The 23,186-nt window shown below is 69.3% G+C and carries 22 protein-coding genes, 1 pseudogene and 1 riboswitch; of the genes and pseudogenes, 15 read left to right on the forward strand and 8 right to left on the reverse strand.

What is annotated here, in order from left to right:
• From nadC to AB0O34_RS12060, 4 genes and pseudogenes are all read left to right on the forward strand, one after another.
• A partial coding sequence (gene nadC / locus AB0O34_RS12045; protein WP_363915353.1) for a carboxylating nicotinate-nucleotide diphosphorylase occupies window positions 1-1,356 on the forward strand: 1,356 nt, incomplete at its 5' end.
• Window positions 1,356-2,138, forward strand: a complete 783-nt coding sequence (locus AB0O34_RS12050) for a type III pantothenate kinase (protein WP_344932927.1) — start codon at window positions 1,356-1,358, stop codon at window positions 2,136-2,138. The genes nadC and AB0O34_RS12050, both read left to right, overlap by 1 nt.
• Before the next feature lie 67 nt (window positions 2,139-2,205).
• Window positions 2,206-2,379: pseudogene (locus tag AB0O34_RS12055) on the forward strand (winged helix-turn-helix transcriptional regulator); the annotation flags it as partial.
• A gap of 398 nt (window positions 2,380-2,777) precedes the next feature.
• Complete coding sequence (locus tag AB0O34_RS12060; protein WP_363915354.1) at window positions 2,778-3,026, forward strand: LuxR C-terminal-related transcriptional regulator; 249 nt, start codon at window positions 2,778-2,780, stop codon at window positions 3,024-3,026.
• 153 nt (window positions 3,027-3,179) lie between these two features.
• Here the strand turns inward: AB0O34_RS12060 and AB0O34_RS12065 are convergent, their stop codons facing one another.
• Window positions 3,180-4,259, reverse strand: a complete 1,080-nt coding sequence (locus tag AB0O34_RS12065; RefSeq protein ID WP_363915415.1) for an NlpC/P60 family protein — start codon at window positions 4,257-4,259, stop codon at window positions 3,180-3,182.
• 5 nt (window positions 4,260-4,264) lie between these two features.
• A riboswitch (cyclic di-AMP (ydaO/yuaA leader) is annotated at window positions 4,265-4,471 on the reverse strand.
• A 383-nt stretch (window positions 4,472-4,854) separates the two neighbouring features.
• Here AB0O34_RS12065 and AB0O34_RS12070 point away from each other — a divergent pair.
• The 7 genes from AB0O34_RS12070 to AB0O34_RS12100 all read left to right on the forward strand — a co-directional run bounded on the left by AB0O34_RS12070 (window position 4,855) and on the right by AB0O34_RS12100 (window position 12,930).
• The gene (locus AB0O34_RS12070) at window positions 4,855-5,388 is read left to right on the forward strand and encodes an amino-acid N-acetyltransferase (RefSeq protein WP_363915355.1); all 534 of its coding nucleotides are present in this window, start codon (window positions 4,855-4,857) and stop codon (window positions 5,386-5,388) included.
• Window positions 5,389-5,625: 237 nt separating this feature from the next.
• Window positions 5,626-6,837 (forward strand): RDD family protein, encoded by a 1,212-nt coding sequence (locus AB0O34_RS12075; protein WP_363915356.1) that lies wholly within the window; start codon window positions 5,626-5,628, stop codon window positions 6,835-6,837.
• A gap of 339 nt (window positions 6,838-7,176) precedes the next feature.
• Complete coding sequence (locus AB0O34_RS12080; protein WP_363915357.1) at window positions 7,177-7,821, forward strand: RDD family protein; 645 nt, start codon at window positions 7,177-7,179, stop codon at window positions 7,819-7,821.
• 288 nt (window positions 7,822-8,109) lie between these two features.
• A complete protein-coding gene (locus AB0O34_RS12085; RefSeq protein WP_363915358.1) occupies window positions 8,110-8,259 on the forward strand; it encodes a hypothetical protein in 150 nt (49 codons plus the stop codon).
• Between the two features lie 119 nt (window positions 8,260-8,378).
• Window positions 8,379-8,711, forward strand: a complete 333-nt coding sequence (locus AB0O34_RS12090; RefSeq protein ID WP_363915359.1) for an Lsr2 family protein — start codon at window positions 8,379-8,381, stop codon at window positions 8,709-8,711.
• A 312-nt stretch (window positions 8,712-9,023) separates the two neighbouring features.
• Window positions 9,024-11,573, forward strand: coding sequence for an ATP-dependent Clp protease ATP-binding subunit (locus AB0O34_RS12095; protein ID WP_363915360.1), 2,550 nt, complete (start codon window positions 9,024-9,026; stop codon window positions 11,571-11,573).
• Window positions 11,574-11,985: 412 nt separating this feature from the next.
• Window positions 11,986-12,930 carry a TIM barrel protein gene (locus AB0O34_RS12100; protein ID WP_363915361.1) on the forward strand — a complete coding sequence of 315 codons (945 nt, stop codon included), beginning with the start codon at window positions 11,986-11,988 and terminating at the stop codon, window positions 12,928-12,930.
• Between the two features lie 153 nt (window positions 12,931-13,083).
• Here the strand turns inward: AB0O34_RS12100 and AB0O34_RS12105 are convergent, their stop codons facing one another.
• Entirely contained in the window at window positions 13,084-13,950 is an 867-nt protein-coding gene (locus AB0O34_RS12105; protein WP_363915362.1) for an A/G-specific adenine glycosylase, read from the reverse strand.
• A gap of 285 nt (window positions 13,951-14,235) precedes the next feature.
• Here AB0O34_RS12105 and AB0O34_RS12110 point away from each other — a divergent pair, with 285 nt between their 5' ends.
• Complete coding sequence (locus AB0O34_RS12110) at window positions 14,236-15,552, forward strand: HAMP domain-containing sensor histidine kinase (RefSeq protein ID WP_363915363.1); 1,317 nt, start codon at window positions 14,236-14,238, stop codon at window positions 15,550-15,552.
• A gap of 16 nt (window positions 15,553-15,568) precedes the next feature.
• On the opposite strand, the gene AB0O34_RS12115 is transcribed toward AB0O34_RS12110, so the two are convergent.
• Entirely contained in the window at window positions 15,569-16,252 is a 684-nt protein-coding gene (locus AB0O34_RS12115) for a response regulator transcription factor (protein ID WP_363915364.1), read from the reverse strand.
• 363 nt (window positions 16,253-16,615) lie between these two features.
• Between AB0O34_RS12115 and AB0O34_RS12120 the strand changes: the two genes are divergently transcribed.
• On the forward strand, window positions 16,616-17,332 hold the full coding sequence (locus AB0O34_RS12120; RefSeq protein WP_363915365.1) for a hypothetical protein: 717 nt from the start codon (window positions 16,616-16,618) through the stop codon (window positions 17,330-17,332).
• Window position 17,333: 1 nt separating this feature from the next.
• On the opposite strand, the gene disA is transcribed toward AB0O34_RS12120, so the two are convergent.
• The 5 genes from disA to AB0O34_RS12145 form a co-directional block, all read right to left on the reverse strand.
• Window positions 17,334-18,422, reverse strand: a complete 1,089-nt coding sequence (gene disA, locus AB0O34_RS12125; RefSeq protein WP_363915366.1) for a DNA integrity scanning diadenylate cyclase DisA — start codon at window positions 18,420-18,422, stop codon at window positions 17,334-17,336.
• 67 nt (window positions 18,423-18,489) lie between these two features.
• On the reverse strand, window positions 18,490-19,923 hold the full coding sequence (gene radA / locus AB0O34_RS12130) for a DNA repair protein RadA (protein WP_363915367.1): 1,434 nt from the start codon (window positions 19,921-19,923) through the stop codon (window positions 18,490-18,492).
• A 57-nt stretch (window positions 19,924-19,980) separates the two neighbouring features.
• Window positions 19,981-20,295 carry a thioredoxin gene (gene trxA / locus AB0O34_RS12135; protein ID WP_363915368.1) on the reverse strand — a complete coding sequence of 105 codons (315 nt, stop codon included), beginning with the start codon at window positions 20,293-20,295 and terminating at the stop codon, window positions 19,981-19,983.
• Complete coding sequence (locus tag AB0O34_RS12140; protein ID WP_363915369.1) at window positions 20,292-20,672, reverse strand: MerR family transcriptional regulator; 381 nt, start codon at window positions 20,670-20,672, stop codon at window positions 20,292-20,294. Before AB0O34_RS12140 ends, trxA begins: the two co-directional genes overlap by 4 nt.
• Window positions 20,673-20,755: 83 nt before the next feature.
• Window positions 20,756-21,454, reverse strand: coding sequence for a class I SAM-dependent methyltransferase (locus tag AB0O34_RS12145; RefSeq protein ID WP_363915370.1), 699 nt, complete (start codon window positions 21,452-21,454; stop codon window positions 20,756-20,758).
• A 105-nt stretch (window positions 21,455-21,559) separates the two neighbouring features.
• On the opposite strand from AB0O34_RS12145, the gene AB0O34_RS12150 reads away from it, so the two are divergent.
• Window positions 21,560-22,375, forward strand: a complete 816-nt coding sequence (locus tag AB0O34_RS12150; protein WP_363915371.1) for a sugar phosphate isomerase/epimerase — start codon at window positions 21,560-21,562, stop codon at window positions 22,373-22,375.
• Between the two features lie 13 nt (window positions 22,376-22,388).
• Window positions 22,389-23,063 carry a TetR family transcriptional regulator gene (locus tag AB0O34_RS12155; RefSeq protein WP_363915372.1) on the forward strand — a complete coding sequence of 225 codons (675 nt, stop codon included), beginning with the start codon at window positions 22,389-22,391 and terminating at the stop codon, window positions 23,061-23,063.
• The last annotated feature ends 123 nt before the right edge of the window (window positions 23,064-23,186 follow it).

Genomic DNA, 23,186 nt, shown 5'->3' on the forward strand with positions numbered 1-23,186 from the left:
CCGGCCGAACCCGCGTCCGTACGGGCCGCGCCGGCCGAACCCGCGTCCGTACGGGCCGCGCCGGCCGAACCCGCGTCCGTACGGGCCGATCCGGGCGAGCCGGTCGAGGACGGGCGGGCCACCGGGCTGGTCGACCCTCGGGTACGGTCGCGCGTCCAGGGGCGGATGAGCGGCGGCGCCGGAGTGCTGCGGAGCGAGCGCAGCCTGTCGGAGGTCGCCCGCGGCCTCCTGGACGCCCGCTGGACCCCGGTGGCCGTCGAGCCCTGCACGGAGTCCTGGGAGGCCACGAACCTGCTCACCGTGGCCACCGCGCTCGTCACGGCGGCGCGGGCGCGGGAGGAGACACGCGGATCGCACTGGCGTGAGGACTTCCCCGAGCGAAATGATGCCTGGTGGCTGGGGCACCTCGATGTGACCCTGACCGAGGAGGGACTGTCCATGACCTACCGGCAGCACGACGAGGACCGCACGACCATGCTCCCGCACCAGGTCGAGACCGAGCTCGTCGGAGCGGGCCTCGATCCGGCGGCCGTCATGGCCTTGGTCGGCACCGCGATCGCCGAGGACCTGGCCCAGGAAGGCGACGTGACCACCATCGCCACGATCCCCGAAGCCCAGGTGGCCGCGGGCGACGTCGTGGCGCGTGCCGACGGCGTCGTCTCCGGGCTCGCGGTCGCTGAAGCGGTGTTCTCCTTCTCCTCCCGGGGACGCCTGACCGCCGAGCGCCACGTGAAGGACGGTGAGCGGGTCGCGCGCGGTGATGTGCTGATGACGGTCTCCGGGCCGGCTCGCGACCTCCTCACCGCCGAGCGCACCGCGCTCAACCTGCTCACCCACCTGTCCGGCATCGCCACCCTGACCCACCGCTGGGTCCAGGCGGTGGCGGGGACGAACGCGCGCGTCCGTGACAGCCGCAAGACCCTGCCCGGCCTGCGAGCCCTGGAGAAGTACGCCGTGCGGTGCGGGGGCGGGGTCAATCACCGTATGTCGCTTTCCGACGCGGCCTTGATCAAGGACAATCACGTGGTGGCGGCCGGTGGGGTCGCCGAGGCGTTCCGCGCTGTGCGACAGGCCTATCCCGGGCTGCCGATCGAGGTGGAGGTCGATCGGGTCGACCAGCTCGAACCGGTGCTCGCCGAGGGGGCGGAGGAGATCCTGCTGGACAACTTCACCGTTGAGGAGCTGACGCGCGCCGTCCGGCTGGTGAACGGCAGGGCACGCCTTGAGTCCAGCGGAGGACTCACCCTGGAATCGGCCCGTCAAGTGGCCGAAACCGGTGTTGACTACCTTGCTGTCGGCGCGCTGACCCACTCGGCGCCCGCACTCGACATCGCTCTGGACCTTCGGGGGGCTTGATGCTGCTAACGATCGACGTCGGCAACACCCACACCGTGCTCGGCCTGTTCGAGGGCGAGGAGGTCATCGAGCACTGGCGCCTCGCCACCGACGCGCGGCGCACCGCCGACGAGATCGCGGTCGTCCTCCAGGGGCTGCTCGGCCAGAGCCCCCTGCTCAAGGGCGCGGACATCAGCGGCATAGCCATCTGCTCGACGGTCCCCTCCGTGCTGAACGAGATGCGCGAGATGTGCAGGCGCTACTACGGCGACGTCACCGCCGTCATCGTGGAGCCCGGCGTCCGCACCGGGGTGCCGGTGCGCATGGACAACCCCAAGGAGGTCGGCAGCGACCGCATCGTGAACGCGCTCGCCGCCATCACGCTGTACGGCGGGCCGTGCGTGATCGTCGACTTCGGCACGGCCACGTCGTTCGACGCGGTCTCCGCCAAGGGCGAGTACGTCGGCGCGGTGACCGCCCCGGGCATCGAGATCTCGGTCGACGCCCTGGCGGCGGCGGGAGCGCAACTCCACAAGGTCGAGCTCGTACGGCCGCGCTCGGTGATCGCCAAGAACACCGTCGAGGCACTCCAGGCGGGCATCATCTACGGCTTCGCCGGCCAGGTCGACGGCATCGTCGAGCGCATGGCGCCCGAGCTCGCCGCCGACCCCGACGACGTGACCGTCGTGGCCACGGGCTCCCTCGCCTCGCTGGTGGTCGACGAGGCCCGCTCCATCGACGTGCACGAGCCGTGGCTCACGCTCATCGGCCTGCGCCTCATCTACAACCGCAACACCAGCTGAGCCCCGCGGGCGGCCTCAGGGGCCAGCACCAGCCGTCCACGGGCCCACGACGCCGCGTGGCCTCGAACGCGACGGCATCGTCACCCGCACGGTCACACCGTCGGGGCCCATCCGGGTCGGCCACGAGCTGACGCCACTGGGCACGTCGCTCATGCCGGTAATGATGGCGATCAAGCGGTGGGCGGAGATCCATATCTGGGACGTGGAGGCGGTCCGCGCCGATTACGACGCCCGGACGTGATCGATAGCGACAAATCAGGGCCCGGCGGCATGTCGCGCGCCGTCCAGCCGGAAAAGGTATGAAACGACCCGTATTTCAGAGGCTGAATTAGGCGCTGATCATATATCCGTGCCCGAGGTCCGGAGGCCGGGGCCGGGAACCCGCCACCCACCAGCACCGTGGTCGCGCCTCGCCGGGGCCGTGACCGGGTGCCCACGTGATCTCGGTCGGTGTACGGCAGACCTATAGGTTCGCGGACATGTCATGAGTAGTTCACATATGGACTGGTATGTCAATCACGAACGTAACGCGTATCGAGGCCGGCGCTTGACGACCTTTCAAGATGGCGTTTACCGTTCCTGACGGGCGGGCCGAAGCATTCAGCATGTTGCCGAGTTCGTCGTGGGGGAGGACACCCGATGGCGTATCCGGATCTGGTTTCCCGGGAGAATGACATTCCCCCGGGATCAGACGGTGTGGGATTGAGCGACGATGATCTTCTTTTGCTCGCCGAGTTGGCCAAGGGCGTGACAGTCGACAGGGTGGGTCGCCGGCTGGATGTGAGCGGTCGCACGGTGCGGCGCCGCCTCCGGGGCATCTGCGACCGCATCGGCGTCGCCACCGCCATCGAGGCGGTGGCCTGGGCGGCGCGTCGCCGGCTCATCTAGCCGATGGTGCGGGCCGTGCGGCGAGGAGTGCGCGGCGGGCAGGCCTGAACCACTGCCTGCCCGCGTGTCGCTCTGTGCCGTGCGTGTGGCCTGCCCTGTGCCGTGCGTGTGGCTCCTCTGCGCCGTGCGGGCGCGGGCGGTGCCTTCGGGCGGTCAGTCGGCGATGCGCACGCCGCCGGCGAACGGCCGGTTGCCGAGGGGGGCCACCCGCACGACGTCACCGGTGTGAGGCGCGTGCACCATCATGCCGCCGCCGATGTAGATGCCCACGTGGTGCAGGTCGTTGTAGAAGAAGACCAGGTCGCCTGGCCGAAGATCCTGCCGGGACACGTGGGTTCCCGCGGTCCACTGGTCGCCGGTGTAGTGGGGGAGGCTGATGCCGACCTTCTGGTAGGCCCACATGACCAGGCCGGAACAGTCGAAGGTGGTCGGGCCCGCGGCGCCCCAGACGTACGGCCTGAGCTGCTGCGTCAGCGCCCACTTGGCGGCCTCGGCGGCCTTGCCCTGACCCGGGATCGGGATGTCGATCTTCGTCGCCCTGCCGAACGACTGGCCGGCCTGGGACAGAGCCCGCTTGAACAGGCTGCTCTCGGTCTTGGAGACCAGGGCGCGGATCTTGTCGCGCTGGGACGACAGGTCGGTGACGAGCTTTTTGACCTCGACCTCGCGGGCCTTGGCGCTCGCCTTGGCGCGCTCGGCCATGTCCATGGCCTTGGTGATCTGCGAGACCTCCTCGCCCTGCTGCAGTTGGAGGGCGTAGGTGGTGGCCGCACGGTCGAGGTAGCCGGCGGGGTCGCCGGACATGGCGAGGGCCAGCGAGGAGTCGATGCCGCCGGTCATGTAGGCGTCCTGCGCGTACAGCCCGGCCTTGCGGCGCTTCTCCTCCAGATCGGTCTGGCTCTTGGCCAGCGTCTTCTTGGCGAGATCGGCGGAACGCTGCGCCTGCTTGAGGCGCTCCTTCTGGCCGTTGTACTGCTCGGTGAGTGACTCGATCTGGTTGTAGAGGTGCTCGACCTGGGTCTTCAGCTGGTTCAGGCTGGGCTTGGGATCGGCGGTCGCGGTCATCAGCGGCGACCCGAAGGTCACGGCCGTCAGGGTGACGGTGACGAGCGCGATACGGCGTGGGAGGCGCTTGGGCGCTCCCATGACCGTGCCGAGCCAGGAACGCGGGCTCCGCTCTCGGGAGCGGGCATGCCTGCCTTCGCTCTTTCCGGGCGTGCGCCTAGGCTGCACCAACAAGCTCCTCTCCTCGGCCGCCTACCGGGTTAGCTGACGGGTTCGGGCCGGAGTAGCCCTACCGAGTGCGTGACCATGGAGGATCGCGATGCCTCCCTCTCGGATTCACCCCAGGGGTGGTGGTTCGCCGGGGTGTGCCCCGTGTCTCACCATTGGGTCCCCGGCTCCCCGCCACTTTGGATGTGGCCGGGATTAGGCGGTTTCAGCCACCGCTGCGCGATGACCGACATTGACGCTGGACACTAGTGCAGTCGAGGTTCCTGCTCAACCAGAACTGCGAATTCTGTTGAGGTTTCACAACCGGCGTGTCACGAGAAGATCACGCCCGCTGCGACGACGGGCCCACGTTACCCTGGGTTTACTGGTCTTTGGGGGTCACTTGCCGCAGAAAATCGCAGGTCCGTCACCGCATCGGCTATGAAATGTCGACAAGGCCATGGATTTCGACGCACGGCACTCGCTCGGCTACCCAGCGCGACAGCAGTGGGGACGGAAGGGGTTTTGGGTCCGTCCGTTATGGCGCGCGAACCGGCACAGCCGGAAAAGCCGGGCCGTCGTAGGCCGGATACGCTGGCCGGTCATGGAGCAGGTCGTGGAGCCCGTACGCGCCGGCAGCACGCTCGTCGTCAGGCGAGCCCGCACTCCCGATGTCCGGACCATCAGGCGACTGGTCGACACCTATTCCGGCGACGGCCCCCGCTTGCTGCGCAAGTCGACCGTCACCCTCTACGAGGACGTCCAGGAGTTCTGGGTCGCCGAGAGCGACGGTGTCGTGGTGGGCTGCGGGGCGCTGCACGTGCTCTGGGAGGACCTCGCGGAGATCCGCACCGTCGCCGTCGACGTGAGCTGCCGCGGCCTCGGCATCGGCCACATGATCGTGGCGGCGCTGCTGGACACCGCGCGGGAGCTAGGTTTGCAGAGGGTCTTCTGCCTCACCTTCGAGGTCGGATTCTTCGCCAAGCACGGGTTCGAGGAGGTCCAGGGCACTCCGGTGTCTCCGGAGGTGTACGCCGAGTTGCTCGACTCCTACGATGAGGGCGTGGCCGAGTTCCTCGATCTGGAACACGTAAAGCCGAACACTCTCGGTAACACGCGCATGCTTCTCCATCTGATCCCGCGATCTTGACCTCCAGGATGACGCGATGGAAAGGTGACTGCTGATGCCACTGTCGCTACGTTGGGCAACACCACAGCATGTGTGTCTGACATGCCGCATGCGAAGCCGAAGTGAGGTGACACGGTGAGCACCGGACAGCCGCCGTACCCACGGGACGAGCCGGACGACGATCAATCGTCATCCGGATCTCCGCAATATGGGCAGCAGCACAACGCCGATCGGCCCCTCCCGGGCGCAGATCCGGAGGTGACGGTCGTTCACCGTCCCCAGCCGACATCAGAGAACAGCTACGGCCAGCAGTCCTACGGCCAGCAGTCCTACGGGCAGCAGCCGTACGGCCAGCAGGGGGCTTACGGGCAGCAGAGCGGCACCGGAGCGTACGGCCAGGGCTACCCCCAGCAGCCGTACGGTCAGCAGGGTCAGCAGGCATATGGCCAGCAGGGCCAGCAGGGTCAGCAGGACTCGCAGCCGAGTTCCGGCCAGCAGTACGGCCAGCAAGGAGCCTACGGGGCGCAGGGCGGCACCGGAGCGTACGGCCAGCAGCCGCAGTACGGCCAGCAGGGGCAGCAGGGCTATGGCCAGCAGCCCGGTTATGACCAGCAGCAGGCGTACGGCCAGCAGCAGTATGGCCAGCAGGGCGCCTACGGTCAGCAGTCGCAGTACGGCCAGCAGGGTTACGGCCAGCAGCCCGGCCAGGACCAGCAGCAGGCGTACGGCCAGCAGGCCCCGTACGGTCAGCAGCAGTACGGTCAGCAGCAGTACGGCCAGCAGGGCTACGGCGACCAGCAGTACGGTCAGCCGCAGTACGGGCAGCAGCAGGCCGCCTATGGCCAGCAGCCGCAGTACGGCCAGCAGGGGTACGCCCCGCAGGGCTACGGCCAGCCGGGTTACCCGCAGGGCGGCTACCAGCAGCCGTACGCTCCGGCGGGCGTGCAGCCCCCGGGCGCGCCGGCGCCTCTGGCTGAGTGGTGGCAGCGCCTGGTCGCCCGCATCATCGACGGGGTGATCCTCGGGATCCCGTGGTTGATCATCAACATCGCGCTGACGGCGATCCTCGTGACTTCGGCCAGCTTCGACGTCAACACGGGAGCGGTCACTCCCGGAGGCGGGGCCTTCCTCGCGTTGCTGCTGAACTCGCTGCTCGTCGGCGCCACGTGGATCGCCTACGAGTTCCTGATGCTCAAGCAGCGCGGCCAGACGGTCGGCAAGATCGTGATGGGCATCAAGGTCGTCGCGGTGGGCGGCACGCTGGACGCCGGCGGCCTGAAGACCGACACGGCGATCAAGCGGGCGGCCGTCCTCTGGGGACCGCCGCAGCTTCTCCAGTGGATTCCTCTGGTGAGCTGGGTCGGCTGGATCTTCTACCTGGTGAACGTGCTCTGGCAGTTCTGGGACAAGCCGCTCCAGCAGTGCCTTCACGACAAGGCCGCGAGCACCATCGTCGTCAAGATCAAGTAAGGCCGGCGAAAGGGCCGGGGGATGCCGTCCTCCGGCCCTTTTTCCTGCCCGCGTCCACCCGTGGGGCGTCTGCTCCCGCCGTCGCATTCTGTCCACGACGCCCCTCGCGTACCGTTCGCGAGACCCTTGGCGCGATCCGTGAGACCCTCAGGCAACCCGTCCGTGAAAATCCCGGAAAAACCGCACCTGAACTCCAGCGCAGTGCTCATGGAAGAGGCGAACGGCAGGCTCCGGGGACCCCGGTGACGAAGTCGGCGTACCGGTAACGGACATACACGTACATGCGATAGGACCTTGCACGAACCGCAGCTTCCTACGCCTGTCGCGAAAGGTGCTCTAATGACGGCAGAACCACCCCCCGGTAATCCCTACCAGCCTCCGCCGCCTCCCGGCCAGCCCTACGGCAACCCCCAGGGTGGGGACTACGGCAACCCCTACGGCGCTCCGCCGCCCTATGGCGCTCCGCAGGGCGCGCCGCTTCCCCAGGGAGTGCCCGCCCCGCTCGCCGAGTGGTGGGAGCGCCTCGTCGCCCGGATCATCGACAATGTGATCTTCGGCATCGTCTACGGGATCCTGACCGCCATCCTGTCGGCGATCTTCGTGCCCTCGGCGGCGGACATCCTCGCGAACCCGACGCTGGCGGGGTCATACGTGCTCCCCGGCCTGCTGGCGGGGATCATCGCGTTCGGCGCGTATGCCGCCTATGACTATGTGCTGCATTCCAAGGACGGTCAGACCCTCGGCAAGAAGGTGATGAAGATCCGTCTTGCCGCACTCGGCGGCGGGCCCCTGGATTCGTCCCTGGTGATGAAGCGTTCCGCTATCTTCCCGAGCGTGATGGTTCTCTACGGCATTCCCTTGCTGGGATGGCTCTCGTCCATCTTCGTCCTCGTGCTGGGCGTGCTAATCCTCACCGACAAGCCGCTGCAGCAGGGCCTGCACGACAAGCTGGCGGGCACCGTTGTCGTCAAGGCACCACGCTGAGATCAGCTTTATGGGCGGGGCGGTCGCACTGCGGCCGTCCCGTCCGTGTTTTCAGGGGATCACCTTTCCTGGGGCATCCGGTAAGACGGCTGGAGAGACGGAGAATGCTCTGGAACGGTCCTTCGGCGGGTATGGACCGCCGCCCCGCAACACGCGCTGACCTCCTGTGGGGATAGAGTCGGATCCTGACTCCCCGATCAGGCAACCGTGGTACGGGCTCAGGGAGTCTCGTGTGACAATTAACGTGGGGGACCGGTGAATGCCACCCCCCGCGTGGAGCGAGGATCAATGAACGATGTATTGTCCGCGTTGATACCACCAGCGGTAGTCGCCGCGGTGGTCATCATCGGCGTCGTGAAGCTGATGCGTTCCGAAGCGGAGGGCAGGCGGCGGGAGGCGGAAGCCTCGGCGAAGTCGTCGGAGGCTTCTTCCGACTGACCCGGCAGGTCCGGTGCCGTGTTCCCCGTGAATCCACAGGTTCCTTGAATTGTCAGCCAGGGTTACCGGGTATATGTTTAGCTGGCGAATCGAACAATGCTCTGCGAAAGGATTGCCAGATGGCCACGCAGATCCAGAAGATACTCATCGACGACCTCGATGGTGGCGAGGCCAATGAGACAGTCACCTTCGCGATTGACGGCTCCGCTTACGAGATTGACCTGAGCGGCGACAACGCCAAGAAGCTGCGCGAGGCGCTGTCCTCTTTCGTCTCCGGAGCCCGTAGGGCCGAGGGCGGCTCCACGCGCGGCCGTAAGCGCGGTGGCGGCCAGCGTCCGTCCCGGGAAAAGAGCTCGGAGATCCGCGCGTGGGCCAAGGCCCACGGGATCTCCGTGAGTGAGCGCGGCCGTATTGCCTCCTCCGTGGTGGAGCAGTACGAAGCGGCACACTGACGAGCCCTTTGTGATCACTCGGCTATGGCGGCGTTGGGTCATCAATCGCCGTCATAGCCGCATGATCGTGTTATCCGAGCGTGATCGTCCGGGGTGCGGCCGAGGGGTTCACGTAAATCGGCGAAGTTAAACGTCGTTCGCTTGCGGCGTAGCGGGAACATGTGACCCCCCAACAGTAGTTGGATGGAGCGTGAACGCCCTGCTCTCGGGGAACGTCTCCTGTAATGAGCGGTCACCGGTCGGGGCTAGCATGCGGATGCGGCGGGCCCGGATATCCCGAGCTGCCTGACCGCTCTGTGAGGGAGCGACGAGATGTTCGAAAGGTTCACTGACCGCGCACGGCGGGTTGTCGTCCTGGCCCAAGAAGAGGCCCGGATGCTCAACCACAACTACATCGGCACTGAGCACATTCTTCTTGGCTTGATCCATGAGGGCGAAGGCGTGGCGGCCAAGGCGCTTGAGAGCCTGGGCATCAGTCTTGAGGGTGTGCGCCAGCAGGTCGAGGAGATCATCGGCCAGGGGCAGTCGGCGCCGTCGGGGCACATTCCTTTCACCCCGCGCGCCAAGAAGGTCCTTGAGCTGTCGCTCCGCGAGGCCTTGCAGCTGGGTCACAACTACATCGGCACCGAGCACATCCTCCTCGGCCTCATCCGTGAGGGCGAGGGCGTGGCCGCTCAGGTGCTGGTGAAGCTTGGCGCCGACCTCAACCGCGTCCGGCAGCAGGTCATCCAGTTGCTCCACGGCTACCAGGGCAAGGAGCCCGCGGCCGCCGGTGGCCCGCAGGAGTCGGCTCCGTCGACCTCCCTTGTGCTGGACCAGTTTGGCCGCAACCTGACCCAGGCCGCCCGCGAGGGCAAGCTTGACCCGGTGATCGGGCGCGACAAGGAGATCGAGCGGGTCATGCAGGTCCTGTCCCGCAGGACCAAGAACAACCCCGTCCTGGTCGGCGAGCCCGGCGTCGGCAAGACCGCCGTGGTCGAGGGCCTGTCCCAGAAGATCGTCAAGGGCGAGGTGCCCGAGACCCTCAAGGACAAGCAGCTCTACACCCTCGACCTGGGCGCGCTGGTCGCCGGTTCCCGCTACCGCGGTGACTTCGAGGAGCGCCTCAAGAAGGTGCTCAAGGAGATCCGCACGCGCGGCGACATCATCCTGTTCATCGACGAGCTTCACACGCTGGTCGGTGCGGGTGCCGCCGAGGGCGCGATCGACGCCGCCAGCATCCTGAAGCCGATGCTGGCCCGGGGCGAGCTGCAGACCATCGGCGCGACCACGCTCGATGAGTACCGCAAGCACCTGGAGAAGGACGCCGCGCTAGAGCGCCGTTTCCAGCCGATCCAGGTGGCCGAGCCCTCGCTCAGCCACACGATCGAGATCCTCAAGGGTCTGCGCGACCGTTACGAGGCCCACCACCGCGTGACGATCACCGACGCGGCCCTGGTGGCGGCGGCCCAGCTGGCCGACCGTTACATCAGCGACCGGTTCCTGCCGGACAAGGCGATCGACCTCATCGACGAGGCCGGCTCGCGCATGCGCATCCGCCGCATGACCGCGCCGCCGGACCTCCGCGAGTTCGACGAGAAGATCGCGCAGGTGCGCCGCGACAAGGAGTCCGCGATCGACGCGCAGGACTTCGAGAAGGCGGCGGCCCTCCGTGACCAGGAGAAGCAGCTCCAGCTCAAGCGCGACAGGCGCGAGAAGGAGTGGAAGGCCGGCGACATGGATGTCGTCGCCGAGGTCACCGAGGAGCTCATCGCCGAGGTCCTCGCGACGGCCACCGGCATCCCGGTCTTCAAGCTGACCGAGGAGGAGTCGCAGCGCCTGCTCCGCATGGAGGACGAGCTGCACAAGCGCATCATCGGTCAGGACGACGCCATCAAGGGTCTGTCCCGGGCGATCCGCCGCACGCGCGCCGGTCTGAAGGACCCGCGCCGTCCGGGTGGTTCGTTCATCTTCGCCGGCCCGTCCGGTGTCGGTAAGACCGAGCTGTCCAAGGCGCTGGCCGAGTTCCTCTTCGGGGACGAGGACGCGCTGATCATGCTGGACATGTCCGAGTTCATGGAGAAGCACACCGTCTCCCGGCTGTTCGGCTCCCCTCCCGGCTACGTCGGGTACGAAGAGGGCGGCCAGCTGACCGAGAAGGTGCGGCGCAAGCCGTTCTCCGTGGTCCTGTTCGACGAGATCGAGAAGGCCCACCCGGACATCTTCAACTCGCTGCTGCAGATCCTGGAAGACGGTCGCCTGACCGACGCCCAGGGGCGGGTCGTCGACTTCAAGAACACCGTCATCATCATGACGACCAACCTCGGCACCCGTGACATCTCCAAGGGCATCGGGGTCGGGTTCGCGAAGAACAACGACGTCGAGGGCAACTACGACCGGATGAAGTCGAAGGTCCAGGAGGAGCTCAAGCAGCACTTCCGGCCCGAGTTCCTCAACCGTGTCGATGACACCGTGGTCTTCCACCAGCTCACGCCGGCCGAGATCATCAAGATCGTCGATCTGATGCTCGCGCAGGTGGACGCGCGTCTGAAGGACCGCGACATGAGCATGGAGCTCACGCCGGAGGCCAAGCAGCTTCTGGCCGAGCGTGGTTACGACCCGGTCCTCGGCGCCCGTCCGCTCCGCCGCACCATCCAGCGTGAGCTGGAGGACTCGCTGTCGGAGAAGATCCTGTACGGCGACCTGCGTCCCGGTCAGGTCGTCAAGATCGCGATCGAGGGCGAGGGCGACGAGGCCACGTTCACCTTCAACGGTGAGCAGCGGGCACAGCCGGAGATCCCGGACTCCGCGGCGGCGATCGTGGAGGACGCGAGCACCCGCGCCGGCGCCTCTGCCGGACCGGCCGACCGCACGCGCCCGTAACACGCCGCCGTAAGGCGAGGCGCGGTCGTCTTGACCGCGCCTGCCGACCGGCAGGTTCGAAGGGACCCCTCGTGAGAGCACCTCACGAGGGGTCTTTCGTATTTCGTGAGATCACATTGGTCCGATTCGCTATGACACCACCGAAGGTAGTACTACACTCCGTAGAGCGAATCGGGCCAAGTCTCGACCAGGTGGCTCACAAGATCCACTGAGTACGGTGCACATCGCCGAGATCCACCCGTCGGTGTAGCGGGGCATCCGCTGCCGGAGGGACGCGGGTTCGGTGCCCACCGGGCAGACTCGGGCAGGCCAAGGCCGGATTCCCGGCATGTAGGGGACCCCTGCCTCATGTGGCCATGCCGGCCACGTGAAGCGATGAGGTCCGAAGCGTAGTACGCCTGGGAGGCACCGAATGCGCCTGTGTCATGAGGACGGCACGCTCGTTCACCTGTCCTACAACGCGGGCGTTCACCCCGCGGAGGACCTGGAGAACCTGATCGCCCATCTCACCCGTTACGCCGTTCCCGTGCGGAAACGGCTCGGCGTCGACCGGCTCGGCATCGGCCTCTGGCTGGCGCCCGGCGTCGCCGACCACCTCATCGCCGACCGCATCGAGCTCGTACGGCTGCGCCGCTCCCTGGAGGAGCGCGGCCTGGAGGTCGTCAGCCTGAACGGGGCGGGCGGCCGGGGGATGGGGCAGGAGAGCCCCGGCCCCGACTGGGCCAAGCCCGAGCGATACCGCTACACGATGGCCCTCGCGAAGATCCTCGCCTTCCTGCTCCCCGAGGATGTCCGCTTCGGGAGCATCTCGACGATCCCCATCGGCTGGCGGCGCGACTGGCCCTCAGACCTGCACGCCATCGCGTCCCGGCGGCTCGACCGGCTCTCGCGCGAGCTCCGCGGCCTGCACAGCGTGACCGGCAAGACCATCAGGGTGGGATTCCAGCCGTGGCCGGGGTGCGTGCTCGAGACCACCGAGCAGGCCGTGGAGCGCGTGTGCGGCATCGACTCCGAGTACCTCGGGGTCTGCCTGGACGCCTGCCACCTGACCTGCGGTGTCGAGGAGCCCGGTGCGGCCCTGCGCGGGGTGGCCGCGGCGGGAGCCTCCGTGGTCAAGCTCGGCCACGTGCACAACCACACCGGCGAGGTCCCCGGCACCGAGTCGATCCTGGAGAACACCCTGGCCGCGATCCTGTCGGGCCCCATGATCGGCGGCGCCCACATCGAGGTGGAGGCGCACGGCCTGGCGTCGCCCGCGAAGGGCAAGGGCCCGGCCGCGCTCGTGGCCACGCTCGCCGACGAGCTCGACTGGACCCGCCGCAACCTCACCGCCCTCGGCCTCAAGCTCGCCGCCTGACCGGCCACCCCGCCGCGTCAGGGACGCGCGCGGCGGTTGAGATGACCGTCATACCAAGGCGACCGGCGTGATCACCGAGTCCGCAGCGAGGCGGCCGGCGTGACCACTCGGACCGGCACGCCGTAGTGACCCAGAACGGCACGCCGTAATAGCTCAGACGGGCAGCCGGTAGGTGCCCTCGGCCAGCGCTTCGGCCAGTCCGTCGGCGACAAGGCCGTCCAGAGCCCGCTCCCGTTGCACCGCATCGGCCCAGACGACGTCGAGCGCGGCCTTGGGCACCGCGCCGTGGGCCTCCCTGAGAACCGCCAGCAACCGCCCCCGGCACTGCCGGTCAGTGCCCGCGTACGTCTGGCCGCGCCGCTCGGGGCCGTCGTAGGCCGGACGGCCCGCAAGGCGCCAGGCGCAGAGGCCGGCCACGGGACAGTCGGCACAGCGGGGCGCGCGAGCGGTGCAGACCAGCGCCCCGAGCTCCATGACGGCGACCGCCCAGCGCGGGGCGTCCAGGGCGGGCAGCAGCGACTCGGCCAGCTTGCGCTCGGCCGTCGTGGTGGCCTTCGGGGGATACTCCTCGCCGCGCACCGCGCGTGCCAGCACCCGCCGCACGTTGGTGTCCAGGACGGCGTGGCTGCGGCCGAACGCGAAGCTCGCCACGGCGGCCGCCGTGTAGTCGCCGATGCCGGGGAGCCTGCGCAGCTCGTCGTAGGACGACGGGACCTCCCCGTCGTGCTCCGTGGTGACGGCTCGGGCGCACGCGTGCAGGTTGAGGGCGCGGCGGGGGTATCCGAGGCGCCCCCAGTGGCGTACGGCCTCACCGGGCGGCTCGGCGGCCAGCGTGGCGGGCGTGGGCCAGCGCTCCATCCACTCGGTCCAGATCGGCAGGACGCGGGCCACAGGGGTCTGCTGGAGCATGATCTCGCTGACCAGGATCGACCAGGGGCTCGCGCCCGGTCGTCGCCAGGGAAGGTCTCGGGCCTTCTCGGCGTACCAGTCGAGGATGGGGGCATGCAGTCCGGTTCCCACGACGTCGAGCCTAGATCCTGTGGACCCCGGCCCACGCCCGTTCGCGTCACCTGCCCCCAGGTGCTCATAGGCAGGCAGGGGCGGTGAGGAGAGGCCGCGTCGCGGTCTGGGAAGCCATGTGCGCCACCGTAGACAGCCGCTCGTGTGATGCGGGTCAAAGCCCGGTTATCGCACCCCTTACCTTTCCGCCGTTGCCCTTCGAGTGCCTGATCAGGGGGTGTTAGCGGGGCGCTTACCCGCCTTCTGGGACCCTGTCCGGATGAGGAGTTCCGGAAGTCCGTCCCGATGAGGAGTGTCACGCGGGAGCCTCACAGCACTCCGTTGCGGCGCAGGGTGCTGGTGGCGATCGTGGGCATCGCCGCCCCCGCCGTGGCGCTGTTCGCGGTACCCCTCGCGCTGTCCGTCGAGCGGTTGTACCACGACGAGACGGCGGCGGCCCTCGGGCGCGACGCCGCGTGGATCGCCGCCGCGATCCCCGACGAGGTGATGAGGAGCGGCACGGCATCGGTCACGCTGCCCAAGGGGCTGCCCACCGGGCTCCGCGTCGGCGTCTACGCCACCGATGGCGCCCTGCTGTTCGGCGACGGGCCCAAGAGATCGACTCTGGCCGTCAACTCCCAGGACGGCCACGTGCACGAGGCCGTGGAGAACGGCTTCATGGCGGTCTCCGCGCCCATCCCCTCCGACGAGGTGCGCAAGGGCGTGGTGCGGGTCGCCACGCCGTACGACGAGGTCTCCGACCGGGTACACGAGACGTGGCTGCTCATGGCCGGGCTGGCGGTGATCGTCATCAGCCTGGCGATCGTGTTCGCGCTGCGCGCGTCCAGCCGGCTGGCCGCGCCGCTGGAACACCTGACGCGGGCGGCCCAGGCCCTCGGCGCGGGTGACTTCTCCATCCGCGCCCCCCGCTCGGACGTGCGGGAGGCCGATGTCGCGGGCCTCGCCCTGGAGTCGACCGCGCAGCGGCTCGGGGAGGTGCTCGAACGCGAGCGCGCCTTCAGCGCCGACGTCTCCCACCAGCTCCGTACGCGCCTGACCGGCATGCTCCTGGGCCTGGAGTCCGCCCTGGCCCGCCCGGAGGCCCAGCGCGAGGACGCCATTCGCACGGCTCTCGCCCGGGGCGAGCAGTTGCGTACGGTCATCGAGGATCTCGTACGGCTCACGCGCGAGAGCGGCGCGCAGGACCGGTGCCTGGACGTCGGGGCGCTCCTGGAAGAGGTCCGCGAGACCTGGTACGGAGGGCTGGCCGCGCAGGGGCGGTTCGTGGCGCTGAACCTGCCCGACGAGCTGCCCGCCGTCGCCGCGTCGCCGGCGGCGCTCCGGCAGATCTTGCAGGTGCTGCTGGACAACGCCGTCGCGCACGGGAAGGGCGAGATCACCGTGGACGTGGCCGACCTCGGTGAGGGGGTCGCGATCGAGGTGGCCGATCAGGGGCCGGGGATCCCCGAGGGGGCCGATGTGTTCGCGCGCCGCTCCGGCGACGAGGAGGGACACGGCATCGGCCTGGCGCTGGCGCGGTCGCTCGCCGAGGCGGAAGGCGGGCGGCTGGTCCTTCGCCGGCTCTCACCGCCGGTGTTCAGCCTACTCCTCCCCACCGCCTGACCCGGGCCCGAGCCGGCTAAATGTCGATCTCGTAGCGGTAGCCGCGGCCCCTGAGGGTCGTGATGCGCTGGGGGTCCTCGCCGTGCTCGCTCAGCTTGCGGCGCAGGGCGAAGACGTGCACGTCGAGGGTCTTGGTCGGCCCGAACCAGTTGGCGTCCCATACGTCGTCCATGAGCTGCTCGCGCGTCACGACCTCGCCCGCGCGGGACGCCAGCGCCGCGAGCAGGTCGAACTCCTTGGGCCGCAGGGCCAGCGCCTCGCCGGAGACGTACGCGCGGCGGGCGGGGAGGTCGAGGGTCAGGAGCCCGACGGAAAGGGTGCGTTCCCCCGGTGGCGCGGTCTGGCGGCGCAGGTGCGCGCGGAGCCTGGCGAGCAGCTCGGTCAGCCTGAAGGGCTTGGTGAGGTAGTCGTCGGCGCCGGCGTCCAACGCGACCACCACCTCGAACTCCTGGGTGCGGGCGGTCAGCACGACGATCACGGTGAACGGCAGGGCGCCGCGGAGGCGACGGCAGACGGCCACGCCGTCGACGTCGGGCAGCCCGAGATCAAGCAGGATGAGGTCGGGCGCGCCGTCTCGCACCCGCTCCAGCGCCTGGCCGCCGGAGGTCGCGAGGGTCACCTGGTATCCGTTGCTGCCGAGCGCCTCCAGCAGCTCAGAACCGATGGCCGGATCGTCCTCGACGACCAGCACACGTGTCATACGGTCGATGGTAGGCGAGCCGGCGCCCCGCGAGGCGCTCGCCCGGGGACGCACCGGAGGTTCCCGGCGCCCCGCGAGGCGCTCGCCCGGGGACGCACCGGAGGTTCCCGGCGATCGGCGTGGCGATCACCTGGGGACGCACCGGAGGTTCCCGGCGATCGGCGTGGCGATCATCTGGAAGCACCGCGGGCCACGCGAGAGTCTCACAGACGGATCGTGGAGTCGCCGGGAGTTCGACGAGGCTCGGTTCACGCGGCAATGTCGTCGTATCTGCCCCGGTCTGTCATGCGTCTCCAACCAGCACGTTCTCCGCGATCGGCGGGTCGACACCCTTGATGGTCCACAACTCTCCATACTGTGAGTATGGATCCGGACACGTTCCGTGGTGACGTCGGCGTAGAGGGGCCGGACGTCTACTGGCGCCGCAGGGTGTCGGTGCTCACCGGTGCTCTCGTCGTGGTGGCCGTGGTCGCATGGGCCTGCACGAGCGCGTCCGGCGGCTTGGGGTCGGGCTCGCCGGCTCGGCCCGCGGTCGCGGGGTCGAAGGACCCGGGCCCGGGGGCGAGCGGCGCGGTGGCACCCGCGCCGACCTCCAGTCCGAGCCCCACGGCGACGGCCAAGGCGGCGCCCTCGGCGCGGCCCTCCGTGAAAGCGACGCCCTCGCCCGTCCCGACCCGCACCCGCCACCCCGGCGACCCGTGCCAGAGGCCCGACCTCGTCATCAGCCTGCGCGGCGAGTCCGACGTCTACTCGGGCAAGGGGACGCCGCGTTTCATGCTGACCGTCGTCAACATGGGCCGCCTCGACTGCACGGTGGACGTCGGGCCGCGCGCCGTGGAGGTGCGCATCACCTCGGGTTCCGACCGCGTCTGGTCGACGGCCGACTGCGTGAGCGGCGACGGCAAGGACATGCGCCGTCTGCGGCGCGGGGTGCCCCACGTGCGTATGGTCGACTGGGACCGGCACCGTTCGGCGCCCGACTGCCGCTCCGCCCGTCCGAAGGCCCACGACGGCACCTATGTCGCGACGGCCCGGCTGGAGTCGCTGAAGACCTCGAAAGTGGTCTTCCACCTGCGCTGACTCAGACGTAACGCTCCAAGATGGAGGCCTCGGCGAGGCGCGACAGCCCCTCGCGCACGCTGCGCGCCCGGGACTCGCCGACCCCGCCCACCGACTGGAGGTCCTCGGTGCTGGCCGCCAGGAGCTTCTGCAGGCCCCCGAAATGGTCGACGAGGCGGTCGACGACGCTGCCGGGCAGCCGGGGCACCTTGGCCAGCAAACGGAACCCACGCGGGCTCACCGGCCCGTCGAGGGCCTCGGAGCCCGCGTGGCCGAGCACGCGCGCGACGGCCGTGAGATCGAGCAGGTCGCCGGGGGACAGCCGGTCGAGCTCGGCCAGCGACTCGAAGACCCGGAGCGGGCGGCGTCCGGCCCCGGCGGGGAGGTAGTCGCGCATGATCAGGTCGCGGTCCTCCTCGACGCCGGCGACCAGCTCGGCCAGCTGCAGGGAGAGCAGGCGGCCGTCGGTGCCGAGCTCGACGACGTACCCCTCGATCTCGCCGGCGATGCGGCGGACCATTTCGAGCCGCTGCACCACCGCGGAGACGTCGCGGGCCGTGACCAGGTCTTCGATCTCCAGGGCCGAGAGGGTGCCCGAGACCTCGTCGAGGCGCATCTTGTAGCGCTCGAGGGTCGCCAGGGCCTGGTTGGCCTTGGACAGGATCGCCGCGGACTCCTCCATGACATAGCGGATGCCGTCGAGGTAGAGGGCGATGATGCGCATGGACTTGCTGATGGAGATCACCGGAAAACCGGTCTGCCGCGCCACCCGCTGGGCGGTGCGGTGCCGGGTGCCCGACTCGTTGGTGGGAATGGAGGAGTCGGGGACCAGGTGGACCGCCGCGCGCACGATCTTGTTGCCGGCGCGGTTGAGCACGATGGCGCCGTCCATCTTGGCCAGCTCGCGCAGGCGGGTCGCGGAGAACTCCACGTCGAGCGTGAACCCGCCCGTGCAGACGATCTCGACCGTCTCGTCGTAGCCGAGCACGATGAGGGCACCGGTGTGCCCGCGCAGAATGCGCTCCAGGCCGTCACGCAGCTCGGTGCCCGGAGCGAGCGTGGCAAGGGTGGATCTTCGGCGCTCGTCGATCCCCTTGTTGGTGTGTGCCACATGGCCCCCGCTGGTCGCTGACGTCGCCCAGTTTACCGGCGAAGCGGTGACCGGACCCGGACAGTGCTCAGGTGACGTGCGTGAGCGCGTCCCAGACGTTCTCAGCCTCTGTGACGTCGAACCCGTGGGAAAAGTTCGTCGTGCGGATGGGAGGGCTGCTGACGGGGACCGGATGGAGGGCGTCGCGCCCGTCGGGCCTCGGCAGCGCGGAGGGCTCCTGGTCGAGCGAACCGGCGGGCACCAGGGCGTGGGTGAACCCCAGGCGGGCGGCCTCGGCCACCCGGCGCCTGACGTCTCTGACCGGCCGCAGCTCGCCCGCCAGGCCCACCTCGCCGAGCACGATCAGGCCGGGCGGCAGGGGCCGGTCGCCGGCCGCGCTGGCCACGGCGAGCATCACCGCGAGGTCGACGGCGGGGTCGTTGAGCCGGATGCCGCCCACGGTGGCGGTGAAGACGTCGCAGCCGCTCAGCCGGGCGTTCAACCGGCGCTCGAGCACCGCGAGGATCATCGTCACGCGGAAGGGGTCGAGCCCGGAGGAGGACCGGCGCGGCTGCTGGGCCTCGGTGGGCCCCACGAGGGCCTGCACCTCGGCGGGGAGCGGACGGGTGCCCTCCACCGTGACGGTGACGCAGGTGCCGGGCACCGGCTCGGAGCGCCGCGAGACGAACAGCCCGCTCGGGTCGGGCAGCCCCTGGATGCCGCGCTCGTTGAGGTCGAAGCAGCCGACCTCCTCGGTGGGGCCGAAGCGGTTCTTGATGGACCTGACCATGCGCAGCCGGGAGTGGCGGTCGCCCTCGAAGTGCAGCACCACGTCGACCAGGTGCTCCAGAACGCGCGGGCCGGCGATCGAGCCGTCTTTGGTGACGTGGCCCACCAGCACGGTGGACATGCCGCGCTCCTTGGCCAGGCGGACGAGGTTGCCCGTGACCTCGCGCACCTGCGAGACCCCGCCTGGGACGCCTGAGGCCGCCGAGGAGCCGATGGTCTGCACCGAGTCGACGATGAGCAGCCGGGGCTGGACCTTCTCGACGTGGCTGACCAGCGCGGCGAGGTCGGTCTCGGCCGCCAGGTAGAGCTGGTCCTGGATGGCGCCGATGCGGTCGGCGCGCATGCGCACCTGGGCGGCGGACTCCTCGCCTGTGACGTAGAGCACGGTGTCGTGGCGGGCCGTGCTGGCGGCGGCCTCCAGCAGGAGCGTGGACTTGCCGATGCCGGGCTCGCCGGCCAGCAGGACGACCGCGCCGGGCACGAGGCCGCCCCCGAGCACCCGGTCGAGCTCGCCGATGCCGGTGGTGCGTGCTTGGGCGAACTCGGCCGTGACCTGGCTGATCGGCAGCGCGGGGGCGGACACCGCGCCGCCCTGGACGACGTGGACCCCCGCACGCGCGCCCTCTTCGTCGACCGTGCCCCACGCCTGGCACTCGCCGCAGCGGCCCACCCATTTGGCGGCCCGCCACCCGCACTCGGCACAGCGGTAACCGAGCTTCTGCGTCTTGGTCATGCGGGGCACGCTATCGGCTCGGGCCGACAAACTCGCTCGCGCGGCCCGCGAGGTGGATCAGAACTGGCCGTCCAGCTCGGCGAGCAGCAGGCGCTTGGGCCTGGCGCCGAGGATCTGGCGGACCACCTCGCCGTTCCGGTAGAGGTTCAGCGTGGGGAAGCCCATCACGTCGTAGCGGGCGGCGATCTCGGGGAACTCCTCGGCGTTCAGCTTGGCCACGGTCAGCCGCTCGCCGTACTCGCGGGCGATCTCCTCCAGGATCGGCGCCACCATGCGGCAAGGCGGGCACCACTCGGTCCAGAAGTCCACCAGGACGGGCTTGTCGCTCGCGAGGACCTGCTCGTCGAAGTTCTCGGCGGTCAGTGTGATCATGTGGTTACTCCAGTTTTGAGCACGCATCCGGGGCACGCCTCGGAGAGCTGTGCGGCGACCTCGGCCCTTCGGCCGAGCAGGGTGCGGATCTGCTCGTCGATCTCGGCGAGCTTGCGCCGGTAGACCTCGACGGATTCGGGGCAGGCGTTTCCCGCGTGGTTGCCCGCTCGCAGGCACTCCACGAAGGGACGGGCGTCGTCGAGGGTGAACCCCACCGTGATCAGGGAGCGGATCTCGGTGACGAGCTTCAGGTCGGACTCGTCGTACTCCCGGTAGCCGTTGGACGACCTCCGGGCCGGGAGCAGCCCCTGCTGCTCGTAGTAGCGCAGGGCCCGGGTGCTCACACCCGCTCGCCTGGCCAGCTCTCCGATCCGCATCGGCCCTCCCTGTTACGCACTCACGCTAATCGTTGACGTCAACGTCAAGGTCAAGCCGATGCGTCCCGGGAGATCCGCGAAGGTCAGAAGTGGCGCCAGCGCAGCACGTTGGGGTAGTCGAGATCGAGGCCCGGGGTCGCGGCGATCGCCTCCTCGGCCACGGCGGGGGCGAACTCGATGCGCAGCACCGCCTCCAGGTCGGCCCTGGACGAGAAGGCCATCCGCAGGTCGAGCTCCTGGCGCTGCCATCCGTGGCGCGACCAGAAGGCCTCCACGGCCGCCGCGGAGTAGGACGGCACCGTGCGGCTGAACCAGCCGCCGAACGCGCCCCTGGTGGCGTCGAGGTCGACGACGAATGCGGCCCCGCCCCGCCGTACGACCCTGGACAGCTCGCGCAGGCCGGGCTCGCACCCGGGGCCGAAGAAGTACGCCCACCGGGCCACCGCGACGTCCACGGAGGCGTCGGGGACCGGCAGCGCCTGGGCGGTGGCCGTGTGGACCGAGACGCGGGGCAGCCCGCGGCAGCGCTCCCCGGCGAGCGTGGCGAGGCCCGAATGCGGCTCGACGCCGACGACCTTGCTCGCCGTGGCGGCGAAGGCGGGCAGGTGGAAGCCGGTGCCGCAGCCGATGTCCAGAACGACGCCCCCGGTCCACGGGCGGATGGCGGACATCGCCGCGTCCACGACGCCCTCGGGATCGACGGCGCGGTTCTCGAGCTCGTAAGTTCGAGGGGAGTTCCAGATGTTCGGACTGGGGATGGCCCCGTCCACGATCCGCGCCATGAGAACACGCTAGACCAGCCCGAATGCGGGGCGTTCAATTGTGATCTTGATTGCATCCGGGTTGCGGAGCGCCACCTGGCCGTGACCCGGCTTAGGCTGGCAGATGTGACCGACGTCATCCGAGTCCCGAACGCCAAGATCGCATTGTCCACCGCGTCGGTGTATCCGGAGCGCACTCCGGACGCCTTCGAGCTGGCCGCGCGCCTCGGCTACGACGGCGTCGAGGTCATGGTCGGCGCCGATCCGGTGAGCCAGGACATCGACGTGCTCGAGCGGCTCTCCGACCATTACCAGCTGCCGGTGCTGGCCGTGCACGCCCCCTGCCTCCTCGTCACCCAGCGCGTGTGGGGCCGCGACCCCTGGGCCAAGCTGGTCAAGGCGCAGAAGGCGGCCGAGCGGCTCGGCGCGCGCACCGTCGTGGTCCACCCGCCCTTCCGCTGGCAGCGCGACTACGCCCGTGACTTCGAGACCGGGCTCGCCCGCATGCGCGACGAGACCGATGTGACCTTCGCGGTGGAGAACATGTTCCCCCTGCGGGCCCGCGGCGCCGAGGTGGTGCCGTACGCGCCGGGGTGGGATCCGGTCGACCAGGATTTCCCGCAGGTCACGCTCGACCTGTCGCACACGGCCGTCTCGGGCTCCGACGCGCTCGAAATGGCCGAGAAGCTCGGTGACCGGCTCGCGCACCTGCACCTGGCCGACGGCATCGGCACCACCAACAAGGACGAGCACCTGGTGCCTGGCAGGGGAGGCCAGCCCTGCGCCCGCATCCTCGAACGGCTGGCCACCCAGGGGTACGGCGGCCTCATCGTGCTGGAGATCAACACCCGCAAGGCCGCCGGGCGCACCGAGCGCATCGACGACCTGGCCGAGGGCCTGGCCTTCGCCCGCCTGCACTTCGCCGCGTCGTCGAGCACATGATCCGATCGACGACATGAGCCACGAGGTGTTCAACCGCGTCGCCGAGGCCTACACCGAAGACGGGCGCGTGAGCGCGGGCGATGAGGGCGTGGAAGGCGGAGGGGTGACGACCGAGAGACGGCGTCCGGGGCGGCGGCCGGGGTCGGCGGACACGCGAGGTGAGATCGTCACCGCGGCCCGCAAGATCTTCGCAGCGAAGGGCTTCGACAAGGCGACCATCAGGGGCATCGCCCGCGAGGCCGGGGTCGACCCGGCCCTGGTCCACCACTACTTCGACACCAAGGAGGGCATCTTCGTCGCGGCGCTGCGGCTGCCGGTCAATCCCGCTGAGGTGATCCCCCTGATACTCCAGGGGCCGCGCGAGGAGATCGGCGAGCGTCTGGTCAGGTTCCTGCTGACGATGACGGCCGATCCGCAGGCGCGCGAGCCGATCATCGCCCTGATGCGCAGCGCGATGACCAACGAGCAGATCGTGTCGATGATCCGCGAGTTCCTCACCATGGCCGTGCTGAACCGAGTGGTCGAGGGGCTGGGCATCCCGGCGGTCCGCATGCAGGTGGCGTTCGCCCAGATGTTCGGCGTGGTCCTGATGCGGTATGTGGTGCGCCTGGAGCCGCTGGCATCGGTCGAGATCGATGAGCTGGTGGAGATCCTGGCCCCCACGATCCAGCGTTATCTCGGTGGCTGACTGGTCCGGGCGAGCTTTTCCCAGAGCATTGTTCTAGCATCGGTCCGGCCAATCACGGCCATCCCAGGTCCGCCTTTAAGTTACCGGCGGGTACCATTCGGAGTGGTCTCGCCGTCATCGTGG

Source organism: Sphaerisporangium sp. NPDC088356 (assembly GCF_040685555.1).
Classification (GTDB): Bacteria; Actinomycetota; Actinomycetes; order Streptosporangiales; family Streptosporangiaceae; genus Sphaerisporangium.